The 12,098-nt window shown below is 30.4% G+C and carries 9 protein-coding genes; 8 read left to right on the top strand and 1 reads right to left on the bottom strand.

All coding sequences use genetic code 11. The annotated features are described in order from the left end of the window. Positions 1 to 166: 166 nt before the first annotated feature. On the bottom strand, positions 167 to 1,123 hold the full coding sequence (locus H518_RS0115945) for a carbon-nitrogen hydrolase family protein (protein WP_043707118.1): 957 nt from the start codon (positions 1,121 to 1,123) through the stop codon (positions 167 to 169). A gap of 218 nt (positions 1,124 to 1,341) precedes the next feature. On the opposite strand from H518_RS0115945, the gene H518_RS0115950 reads away from it, so the two are divergent. The 8 genes from H518_RS0115950 to H518_RS0115985 all read left to right on the top strand — a co-directional run bounded on the left by H518_RS0115950 (position 1,342) and on the right by H518_RS0115985 (position 12,029). Beyond that, complete coding sequence (locus H518_RS0115950) at positions 1,342 to 2,031, top strand: hypothetical protein (RefSeq protein ID WP_028889994.1); 690 nt, start codon at positions 1,342 to 1,344, stop codon at positions 2,029 to 2,031. Positions 2,032 to 2,062: 31 nt separating this feature from the next. Continuing rightward, the gene (locus H518_RS0115955) at positions 2,063 to 3,169 is read left to right on the top strand and encodes an AraC family transcriptional regulator (RefSeq protein ID WP_028889995.1); all 1,107 of its coding nucleotides are present in this window, start codon (positions 2,063 to 2,065) and stop codon (positions 3,167 to 3,169) included. 1 nt (position 3,170) lies between these two features. Continuing rightward, positions 3,171 to 4,010: a DUF2911 domain-containing protein gene (locus H518_RS0115960; RefSeq protein WP_028889996.1), complete on the top strand. Its 840-nt coding sequence runs from the start codon at positions 3,171 to 3,173 to the stop codon at positions 4,008 to 4,010. 135 nt (positions 4,011 to 4,145) lie between these two features. Continuing rightward, positions 4,146 to 7,268 carry a UvrD-helicase domain-containing protein gene (locus H518_RS0115965; protein WP_028889997.1) on the top strand — a complete coding sequence of 1,041 codons (3,123 nt, stop codon included), beginning with the start codon at positions 4,146 to 4,148 and terminating at the stop codon, positions 7,266 to 7,268. A 68-nt stretch (positions 7,269 to 7,336) separates the two neighbouring features. Further along, complete coding sequence (kbl, locus tag H518_RS0115970; protein ID WP_028889998.1) at positions 7,337 to 8,530, top strand: glycine C-acetyltransferase; 1,194 nt, start codon at positions 7,337 to 7,339, stop codon at positions 8,528 to 8,530. Positions 8,531 to 8,650: 120 nt separating this feature from the next. After that, positions 8,651 to 10,009, top strand: a complete 1,359-nt coding sequence (locus H518_RS0115975) for an OmpA family protein (protein ID WP_028889999.1) — start codon at positions 8,651 to 8,653, stop codon at positions 10,007 to 10,009. Between the two features lie 175 nt (positions 10,010 to 10,184). After that, positions 10,185 to 11,696 carry a F0F1 ATP synthase subunit beta gene (atpD, locus tag H518_RS0115980; RefSeq protein ID WP_028890000.1) on the top strand — a complete coding sequence of 504 codons (1,512 nt, stop codon included), beginning with the start codon at positions 10,185 to 10,187 and terminating at the stop codon, positions 11,694 to 11,696. Positions 11,697 to 11,735: 39 nt separating this feature from the next. Continuing rightward, the gene (locus H518_RS0115985) at positions 11,736 to 12,029 is read left to right on the top strand and encodes a FoF1 ATP synthase subunit delta/epsilon (protein ID WP_028890001.1); all 294 of its coding nucleotides are present in this window, start codon (positions 11,736 to 11,738) and stop codon (positions 12,027 to 12,029) included. The last annotated feature ends 69 nt before the right edge of the window (positions 12,030 to 12,098 follow it).

A 12,098-nucleotide genomic window follows, 5' to 3' on the forward strand; every position in this document is an offset into this window, starting at 1 on the left:
ATATAGGAAGGTTTAATTCGCGCAATTTATTTAGTAATGTTTCGCATTTTGCTTCTGCATCTTTATTATTTCTATTTCCTCTCCCAGAAGTCTTTATCATCAAAACCTTTTTGTAAATCTATTAATAGTAACGCTGTATTTTGGTTTCTTATTTTCATTATTAATTTTAATTATCACTAATAATTTCAATAACCGATTGTCTTTCTTTATTTAAAGTAAGTTTAGTTACATCGGGTCTAGAATAATGACCAGAAGGATCAAAATTATGACGTTCCTCTAATACTTTCTGAAAATCTATCGTAGCAAAAATTAAATCCTCTTTTCCAGTTACAGGCGGAATAATCCACTCTCCATCTGGTCCTGCAATACAAGAACCTCCATTAGCTAATATTTGTGGTGCATTTTTAATGATTTCTTCATAATTAGGAGTGTCTTTAGGAAAATCATCAAGAGTCATATAACCACTCACAGAAACAACAAATGACCTTGCTTCTTTTGCTATAAATTTAGTAATATCTATAGTGTTTCTTTCAGCTCCAGGCCATACGGCAATGTGTAAGTTTTCTCCTTGAGCATATAAGGCTGTTCTGGGTAAAGGCATCCAGTTTTCCCAACAATTTAATCCGCCAACAGTAAATTGTTTTAATGAATGAACCTCTAATCCGTTTCCGTCACCAGGAGACCAACTTAGTCGTTCTTCATACGTGGGTTGTAATTTTCTATGGACAGATTTTATGTCACCTTTTTCATTAATATATACTAATGAACAATACAAACTATGTCCACCACGGTTTTTAGCTCTCTCTATAATACCTAAATAAATGGCAATTTTATGCTCTTTAGCGAGTGCACATATTTCATCTAGCTCTCCAGTTTCAATTTGAATTGCATTTTTAATATAATGTGCGTGAATTTCTTTCTGTACTTGAGATTCAAATTCTGAAGCATTAGTTATAGAGAGCCAAAACGGATAACCAGGTAAAAAACTTTCGCCAAAAACAACCAATTCACATCCTTCTTTGGCTGCTTTTATAATATAAGATTTTGTTTTTTCAATAGTAAGAACTTTGTTTAACCAAATTGGTGAAATTTGTGCCATTCCTATTTTTAAAGTGTTTTCCATCTTAATTATATTTTAGTCTTTAACGAAGATATATAAAATCAATGAACAGAATTTGTTAATTCATAAATGGGAGGTTTAATATAACAGATTGATAATTGTTGTAAATAATACAACAAAAGAGAGTTGTCTATGTACAAGTACGGTATGTGTACCTCAATACTCTTTGTTTTACGAGCAATATAGTATTGTTTTGTGTTTGTATTTAAAAACAATATTTTATGAGAAAATTATTTATGAAGTCGTTATTATTATTATTAGGAATAAGTGTTTTCGGACAGAGTAAAACAAAGTCGTTTAATTTTAAAAAAGGAGAAGTATTTGATGTTTTATTAATTTCGACATTTCCTGATGCAGGAACATTATTCGAGAAATATAAAAAAACAGCTTTTCCTGTAGCTTTTGAGTATACCTATCAACCACAACCCGGATTTGCAACTAAAAAACTAATATTAGGAAATCATTTACCAGCTAGTTTGGTTGTTGGAAAATGGAAAAATAAAAAAAATAGAGAAGGTTTTTTAGATAATATAGTGAGTAAAGTCCCCGATTTTCATGAGCAAAGAAAAGCGTTGTTTAGTTATTTCAAACTTACCTATTATGAAATACCTAAAGATATTACCTTTTCTGTTAATGCAGATAATTATAATGTAGCAACTGCATTATGGGGAAAGGATGAAAAAAGTCTTACAAAGTTTTACAGCCAATGGGTAAATAAAATAAAAAAGCACGGAGGGAAATTAATGATTAAACTTACAGATGGGAAATCACCAACAGGGTATTATCATAATGCAGATGTTTTTTGTATCATTGAATGGAGTAGTAAAGAAGCCTTTGATACTTTTACTAAAAAGCATCCTTTATCGAGTTATGAAGTTTTAAAGGATGTGCATCAATTTGTAATAAAGTAATTTGCTTTCGTAAAATATAATTCATCAATACATGCAAGAAATTTTAAATCAATTAATCTATTTTGGTTTTTTACAAAGCCTTTTTTTAATATCAATATATGCGTTTTCTCAAAAAAAGAGAACAAGTATTAATGGATTTATGTTTGTTTTTGTGTGTGTTGTTACAATCGGTTTACTTGGTAAAACTTTATATAATACAAATATTTGGGGTAATAACTTTAGATTGATAGCATTGTCTGAATTTTCAGCATTACTTTTTGGACCTACAATATATCTTTTTACACGTTCAGTATTAAATAGAACAAAATTTTCAAAATTAGATTTGATACATTACATTCCAGGAGTATCTTATTCTGTGTTTATTCTAGTCTATTTTATGATTCCAGAAGATTCAGTTATTAGCGACAGGATTAAAACAGGAGAATTACAAAGGGTTATTTACGCTTGCCACGCAGTGGGTTTAGTTGTGAATATCCTTTATTGGGGGTTAGGATATAGAGTTTATAAAGACTTTTCTGAAACTATAAAAAATGAAGTTTCTTACGTGCCACATATCCGTTTTTTAGTCACTTTTTTGTACGTAACAGGGTTTTGTTTACTAATATGGGCAATTCTTTTTCTAACAAGTTTTCTTGGTTTTCCTATGTTAGAAAGAAATACACGTCCTTATATCTGGATTATTTTAAGTTTTATAATTCTATTTATAAACTATTATGTAATTGTTTCTCCAAAGGTTTTAACCATTATTCCAGAGATACCTTTAAAGAAATATACACAATCTAAGCTAAGTTTAGATGATTTGGAGAGATTAAAGTTGGAATTAGATAAACTGATGTTAGATAAAAAACCATATTTAAATAATAAATTATTAAAAACAGAATTGGCACAAATGTTAGGAGTTAATAATCCTGAATTAGCTAGGTTACTTAATGAAAATATAGGAATGAACTTTTTTGAATATGTGAATTATTATCGCATTAAAGAGTTTGTGAATTTAGCAAGTACAGAAAAAGCAAAACAACTTACTTTTTTTGGGTTAGCCCAAGAAGCAGGTTTTAATTCTAAAACAACATTTAATAAGTCATTTAAAAAACTAATGGGAGTTTCTCCTACGGCTTATTTTAATCAAAACACATAAAATGAAAACACTATATATAACCATTATTTTACTATTTTCTTATCTAATAGTATATCCTCAATTAAAAATACCAAGTCTTAGTTCTTCTTCTGAAGTAAAACAAAAGGTAGGGCTTACAGAAATTACAATTGAATATTCAAGACCAAGTAGAAGAGGACGTATTATTTTTGGAGAATCAGGCTTGTTACCAAATAAAGAAGTTTGGAGAACAGGAGCTAATTCAGCAACAAAAATCACTTTTTCAAAAGCTGTGTTTATTAAAGGTAGTATGTTAGAAAAAGGAACATATACTATTTTGAGTTTTCCAAATGATAAAATATGGAAAATGAAATGGTATAGGTATATAGATTCAGATTGGAATTTTTATAAAGATAAAAAATCTGTTTTTGAAATAGAGCTTCCGGTAATAAAAAAGAACTCTAAAGTAGAAACATTTGAAATACATTTTCAGGACGTAACTTTAAATAGTACTGATATTGTTTTAGAATGGGAACAAAGAAAGATTAAAGTGCCTGTAAGAGTAAAAGAAAACGAGGAAATATTAAAATCTATAGATAGAGCTTTATATGGATCAAGTAGTTTTGATTTCTACCAAGCAGCATTGTATTTTCATGAAACGAAAACAAACTTGAATAAGGCACTAATATATATTCAAAAAGTAACTAAATCTAAAGAAGCATTGTTTTTTCAAGTAACAAGAGAAGCAATGATTCTTAAAGATTTAGGAAAGAACAAGGAGGCTGTAAAGGTAGCTAGAAGAGCATTGTTGTTATCTAAAAAAGCAAAAAACAATGATTTTATTCGATTGAATGAGAATGTTATTAGAACGTTATTTAAGTAATCTTAATATTTTGGAATATCAGATAGTTAATGGTTTTCTGTGTTTATCTATGTAAGGTTAAATTTTTATCTTAAATTTAAATAAATCACCTTTAGTTTTTTGTTTAAAAGAATTACTTTGCATCAAATTTTATTTGTGCAAAACTCATCAGCTTTTCAGGTATATAATGCATCTGCAGGTAGTGGAAAAACGTTTACGCTTGTAAAAGAGTATTTAAAAGTATTATTAAATTCTGATGATATTTTTACTTTTCAAAAAATACTAGCAATTACATTTACCAACAAAGCTGCTGGTGAAATGAAAGAGCGTGTGCTAGAAAATTTGCAAGAATTTTCTGAAGGAAAAGAAAATGATTTGTTTCAGCTTATTAGTAATGAAATTGAAGTAGATAAAGCTACGATAAAGTACAGAAGTAAGCAAATCATAGATGCTGTTTTACAAAACTATTCAGCTTTTTCTATAACAACGATTGATAGTTTTACGCATAAAATTATTAAAAGTTTTGCGTATGATTTAGGTTTGTCACTTAATTTTGAAGTAGAAATGGATGCTGTTTCTCTTTTAAATGAAGCTGTTGATGTATTAATTTCTAAGATTGGTACAGATAAAAATTTAACAAAATTATTAATAGATTTTTCTTTAGATAAAGCAGATGATGATAAGTCATGGGATATTTCTCGTGAGTTAAATGAATTTTCTAGAATTTTATTAAATGAAGATGATACAAAACATTTTAGGAAGCTAGCTGATAAAAAATTAGCTGATTTTACTGATTTAAAAAGTAAGTTATCTAAACATCAAAAAGAAATTAAAACCCGATTTATAGAAATTGGTAATAATGCTTTACAAATTATAGAGGATGCACAGATTGGTCATAAAGATTTTTATAGATCTATGTTTCCAAACCATTTTTTAGCATTAGCTAGTACCCCAGAGAAAGCAAAGTTTTTTGAAGATTCGAAACTACGTGAGCGTGTTGAAGAGAATAATTTTTATGCAAAATCAAAATCTGATGCTATAAAAAATGCTATTGAAGCTGTTTTGCCAGATTTATTGAGTTTATATAGGGAGTCTGAAAGACTGTATCAGCAATTCTTAATGAATAAGTTGGCATTAAAAAGTATTATTCCTTTAGCTGTTTTAAATCATATAAATTTAGAACTAACACGTATAAAAGAAGATAATAACATTCGGTTAAATGCTGAATTCAATCAATTAATTTCTGATAATATAAAAGATCAGCCAGCGCCATTTATTTATGAACGAATAGGGCAACGATTTATGCATTATTTTATTGATGAAATGCAAGACACATCAGTATTACAATGGAAAAACATAATCCCATTAATAGACAATGCGCTAGCACAAGAAAATAGTAATTTATTATTAGTAGGAGATGGTAAGCAAGCTATTTATCGTTGGCGTGGTGGAAAAGCAGAGCAGTTTATTTCATTGGGATCAGCTGTTGATAACCCGTTTCATGTTCCGAAAGAAATAAAAACATTAGAAACTAACTACAGAAGTTATACGGAGGTTATTGATTTTAATAATCAGTTTTTTCAACACACATCCAATTTCCTTCAAAATGAAAATTATAAACAATTGTTTATAGAAGGGAACAAGCAGTTAAAAACCGTTAAAGAGGGAGGGTTTGTTTCGTTGTCTTTTTTAGATAAGGAAGATGAAAAAGAAAATGAGGTTTTAAAATATCCGAAAAAAATTTTAGAAACGATTAGAGGTTTAGAAAATGATTTTTCTTTAAACGAAATTTGTGTTTTAGTACGTAAGAAAAAAGATGGGATTGCGGTTGCTAATTATTTATCTGAAAACGGAATAAATATTATATCATCCGAAACTTTATTATTACAAAATAGCGCTAAGGTTAATTTTATTGTTGGTGTTTTACAAGTTATTCAACATAGTAATGATAAAGAAACTTTATTAGAGGTGCTGTATTTTTTGTATGAACATTTGCAGTTAAAAGTTGATAAACATTTATTTATATCTGAAATTATCCATCAACCTAACGAGATTGTTTTTAAAGAATTAATAAAGTATAAATTATCTTTTGACTTGTCTACTTTTCATCAATTACCATTTTATGAGAAAGTAGAAGAGATTATTAGAAGTTTTAAATTAATTAATTCTTCGGATGCTTATGTGCAGTTTTTTTTAGATGTTGTTTTAGAACAGCAAAGAAAAGGAACGAGCATTCAAGAGTTTTTAGATTTTTGGGAAGTTAAAAAAGCAAATTTAAGCATTGTGGCTCCCGAAAGCGGTAATGCTGTTCAGGTAATGACAATTCATAAATCTAAAGGGTTAGAATTTCCTGTAGTTATCTTTCCGTATGATTTAGAAATTTATCGACAAGTAAATCCGAAAGTTTGGTTAAATCAACTACCTGAGAGTTTCGAAGGTTTTAAAGAGTTATTGGTTCCGTTTAATAAAGATTTGAAATCGATAAATAATCGAAGTTTAGAAATATATGATCAACAGCGTGAAGAATTGGAATTAGATAATTTTAATCTTCTATATGTTGCGTTAACTCGCTCGGTTGAGCAGTTACATGTTATTACAGAATATAAAATTTCGACAAAAGGTGAAGAGAATACCAATTTTTATTCAGGGATTTTTATCAATTATTTAAAAGAGAAGGGGCTTTGGAATGATGATGAATTGGAATATTCTTTTGGTAATACATCAAGAGTTAGTCAGCGGAAAGAAATAGCTTCTATTGCAGAAGTTCAGGAAGAATTTATAACAACACCATGGCAAGAACATAATATTCATATGTTAGCAAGTGCATCTAAACTTTGGAATAATGAGCAAGGTAAAGCTATTGAATTTGGAAATTTGATACATGAGATGATGGCTAAAATTATAACAAAAAACGATGTTGAAATAATAGTGAATAAATATGAGCAAGAAGGAATTATTAACAAAGAGCAAGCAAAGACTATTTATATAGATATTAATAAAATAGTAAACCATATAGAGCTACAAAATTATTATTCAAAAAATGTAACTATATATAATGAACGTGAAATTGTAGATGTAGATAATCAGATAATGATCCCTGATAGATTAGTTGTTGAAAATGATGAAGTTACCATTATTGATTATAAGACAGGGAAACCATCAAAGAGTTATCATCAGCAATTGTTACGATATGAGAGAGTTTTAAAATCTATGAATTTTAAAGTTGATAAAAAACTACTTATATATATTAATGAAGAAATTTTGGTTGAAGAAGTTTAACAACTAACTTTGACTTTTTAAATATAAATGTTAGATCAAAGCGTAGTCGAAGTATAAAAGATAATAATATGTACGGAAAAATAAAAGAACAATTACAAAAAGAAATTCAGGAAATAAAAGATGCTGGATTGTATAAATCTGAAAGAATTATTACATCATCACAAGATGCAGCAATAAAAATATCAACAGGTGAAGAGGTAATTAACTTTTGTGCTAATAATTATTTAGGATTGTCAAATCATCCAGAGGTAATTCAAGCAGCAAAAGATGTTATGGATACGCATGGTTTTGGAATGTCGTCTGTACGCTTTATTTGTGGTACCCAAGATATTCACAAGCAACTAGAAGAAAAGATAGCTGAGTTTTATACAACAGAAGATACTATCTTATATGCAGCAGCTTTTGATGCAAATGGTGGTGTTTTCGAACCATTATTAACAAAAGAAGATGCAATTATTTCTGATAGTTTAAATCACGCATCTATTATTGACGGAGTTCGTTTATGTAAAGCAGCTCGTTATCGTTATAATAATAATGACATGAGTTCTCTGGAAGAACAATTAATAGAAGCGAATAAACAAGGTCATCGTTTTAAAATTATTGTTACTGATGGGGTTTTCTCTATGGATGGGATTGTTGCAAAACTAGATGAGATTTGTGATTTAGCAGACAAATATGATGCTTTAGTAATGGTTGACGAATGTCATGCAGCCGGATTCATTGGTAAAACAGGTCGTGGTACTGTAGAGTTAAAAAACGTAATGGATCGTGTTGATATTGTAACAGGTACTTTAGGAAAAGCACTTGGTGGTGCAATGGGAGGTTATACAACGGGGAAAAAAGAAATTATAGAAATTTTACGTCAACGTTCTCGTCCATATCTATTCTCAAACTCATTAGCCCCAGCAATTGTAGGAGCATCGTTGAAAGTATTTGAATTATTATCAAATGATACCTCATTACGAGATAAGTTAGAATGGAATACGAATTACTTCCGCACAGAGATGGAAAAAGCTGGTTTTGATTTAGTAGGTGCAGACGCAGCAATTGTTCCAGTTATGTTATATGATGCAAAACTATCTCAAAACATGGCTAATAAGTTATTAGAAGAGGGGATTTATGTAATAGGTTTTTTCTTTCCAGTGGTACCAAAAGAAAAAGCAAGAATTCGTGTGCAATTGTCAGCAGCACATGAAAAAGAACATTTAGATAAAGCAATTGCAGCCTTTACAAAAGTAGGTAAAGAGTTAAATGTGATTTAAATATATTAATCGAAAACTTGCATTTATTGTAAGTTTTTGTAGATTTGCTTTTGTAAATAAGTTTTTACAACTTACATTTGCGGTATATATAAACGAACTTTTTAATTTAAAATTTTTATAATGAAACAAATCAAAATAGCTGTGATAGCTTTGTTTACGTTCGCTACTTTAGGGACGGTAAACGCACAGGATTCAGATAACCCATGGGCGGTTGGATTTGGAGTTAACGCTGTTGACGTTAGAATACCTTCTGAATTTGGAGAGTATGCAAAGGATTATATCGGTACTAGTGACTGGAATGTTTTACCTTCTATTTCAAGAATATCTGTAGATAGATATTTAAACGATGGTTTTTCTTTACAATTAGCTGGTTCTTTAAACAAAATTGAAACTTTTAGAGCTAAAAATGATAGCGATGAACTTTACTGGGCTATTGATGCTAACGTAAAGTACGACTTAAATAACTTATTCGGAGAAACTTCATGGTTTGATCCTTATGTGTATTTAGGGGGTGGTTATACTTCTTTAGCTGATGAAGGTGAAGGGATGTTAAATGCAGGTTTTGGATTCAATACTTGGTTTAATGATAACTTAGGATTAAACTTCCAATCAGGAGGTAAAAAAGAATTTGGAGATAAAGTGAGAGATCACTTTCAGCACTCAATTGGTTTAGTATTCAAATTTGGAGGTACTGATACTGATGGTGATGGTATTTTTGATAAAGATGATGCTTGTCCAGAAGTTGCTGGTTTAAAAGAATTCAACGGTTGTCCTGATACTGATAATGATGGTATTAAAGATGCTGATGATGCTTGTCCAGAAGTTGCTGGTTTAGCTGCTTTAAATGGATGTCCTGATACTGATGGAGATGCTATTGCAGATAAAGATGATGCTTGTCCTACTGTAAAAGGAACTAAAGCTAACAACGGTTGTCCTGATACTGATGGAGACGGTGTAGTTGATAGTAAAGATAAGTGTCCTGCTGTTGCTGGTCCTTCTGAAAACGGAGGTTGCCCTTGGCCAGATACTGATGGAGATAGCGTTTTAGATAAAGACGATAAATGTCCTAAGGTTGCAGGTGTTGCTTCTAACAATGGATGTCCAGAAGTAGTAATTACTAAAGCTGCTGAGAAAAAATTAAATGACTTCGCAAGAGCTATTTACTTTAACTCAGGAAGAACAACTTTTAAAGCTGGTGTTACTGATAACTTAAACAGAATTGCAGCGATCATGAAAGAATACTCTAAAGCTAACTTCAGTGTTCAAGGACATACTGATAGTCAAGGTAGAGCTTCTAACAACAAGAAATTATCTGAAAGAAGAGCTAAGGCTGTTTTAGATTATTTAGTTGCTAAAGCTGGTGTTTCTTCTTCTAGATTAGCTTCTGCTGGATTTGGTGAAGACTATCCAATTGCAAACAACAAAACAAGAGCTGGTAGAGCTCAAAACAGACGTGTTGAGATTAAATTAGTAAAATAATTTACTTAAACATCATATTTAAAGCCTCGCATTTGCGAGGCTTTTTTTTGTGCAATATTTTTATGAAAAATACTATGAAAGACTTTTTAAATTCCTTTAAAAAAATTACCTTTGCACCTTTAAAAAGGAGCTAACGCTCACATAGCAAATTAAATAACTTTAATTACATATAGTAATGTCTACAATAACAGGTAAAGTTTCTCAAATTATTGGTCCAGTTATCGATGTTGAGTTCAATATAGAAAATGCTGAATTACCAAGAATTTACGATTCATTAGAAATTAAAAAAGCTGATGGTTCTATTCTTGTTTTAGAAGTTCAACAACATATAGGTGAAGATACAGTTCGTACTATTTCTATGGATGCAACTGATGGTTTAAGTAGAGGTACAGAGGTTATCGCTACTGGTAGTCCAATACAAATGCCAATAGGAAATGATATTTATGGGCGTTTATTTAACGTTACAGGTGAAGCTATTGATGGTTTAGGTGATTTACCAAAAGCAGGTGATGCAGGTTTATCTATACACCGTCAAGCACCTAAATTTGAAGATTTATCTGTATCTACAGAAGTTTTATTTACTGGTATTAAAGTAATTGATTTAATTGAGCCTTATGCAAAAGGTGGTAAAATTGGATTATTTGGTGGAGCCGGAGTAGGTAAAACTGTATTAATTCAAGAGTTAATTAACAACATTGCAAAAGGACACGGAGGATTATCTGTATTTGCAGGTGTAGGAGAAAGAACTCGTGAAGGAAATGATTTATTAAGAGAGATGTTAGAGTCAGGAATTATCAAATATGGTGATGACTTTATGCACTCTATGGAAGAAGGAGGATGGGATTTATCTAAAGTAGATAAGCCTGGAATGAGAGGTTCAAAAGCTACTTTCGTATTTGGACAAATGAACGAACCACCTGGAGCACGTGCACGTGTTGCATTATCTGGTTTAACAATTGCTGAATATTTCCGTGATGGGGCAGGAGAAGCTCAAGGAAAAGATGTACTTTTCTTCGTCGATAATATATTCCGTTTTACACAAGCAGGTTCTGAGGTATCGGCATTATTAGGTCGTATGCCATCAGCAGTAGGATATCAACCAACATTAGCTACAGAAATGGGAGCAATGCAAGAACGTATTACTTCTACTAAAAAAGGATCTATTACTTCTGTACAGGCAGTTTATGTACCTGCAGATGATTTAACAGATCCAGCACCAGCAACAACTTTTGCTCACTTAGATGCAACTACAGTATTATCTCGTAAAATTGCAGAATTAGGTATTTATCCTGCTGTAGATCCATTAGACTCTACTTCAAGAATTTTATCTGCTGAAGTATTAGGAGATGAGCACTATAATACAGCAACAAGAGTAAAAGAAATTTTACAACGATATAAAGAGTTACAAGATATTATTGCCATTTTAGGTATGGAAGAGTTATCTGAAGAAGATAAATTAGTAGTACACAGAGCACGTCGTGTACAACGTTTCTTATCTCAACCTTTCCACGTTGCTGAGCAATTTACAGGTATTCCAGGATGTTTAGTTGACATTAAAGATACTATTAAAGGGTTTAACATGATTATGGATGGAGAATTAGATAAATATCCTGAAGCAGCATTTAACTTAAAAGGATCGATTCAAGAAGCAATTGATGCTGGAGAAAAAATGTTAACTGAAGCATAGTTAAAATAATAATTAACAATAATTAATTCTGTTTAAATTATGTTTTTAGAAATTGTAACTCCAGAAGCTATTTTGTTTTCATCGGAAGTAGATTCTGTAACTGTACCAGGTATTAACGGAGAGTTTCAAATGTTAAATAATCACGTTTCAATCGTATCTATTTTAACTAAGGGATCTGTAAAAATGCATGTGCACACACAAAATCATTTAGTTTTTGATGATTTACACGGTAGTATTGAAAGTTTACCAGAAGATGATAAAGTATTAACTTTAGCTATAAAATCTGGAACTTTAGAAATGAAAGGTAATAAAGTAATAATCTTAGCAGATTAATTATTTTAGAATTTATATAAAAGCCAAACTTAAAGTTTGGCTTTTTTTGTTTTATAAAGAGTTTAACTA

The sequence above is a fragment of the Tenacibaculum ovolyticum DSM 18103 genome, from assembly GCF_000430545.1.
Classification (GTDB): Bacteria; Bacteroidota; Bacteroidia; order Flavobacteriales; family Flavobacteriaceae; genus Polaribacter; species Polaribacter ovolyticus.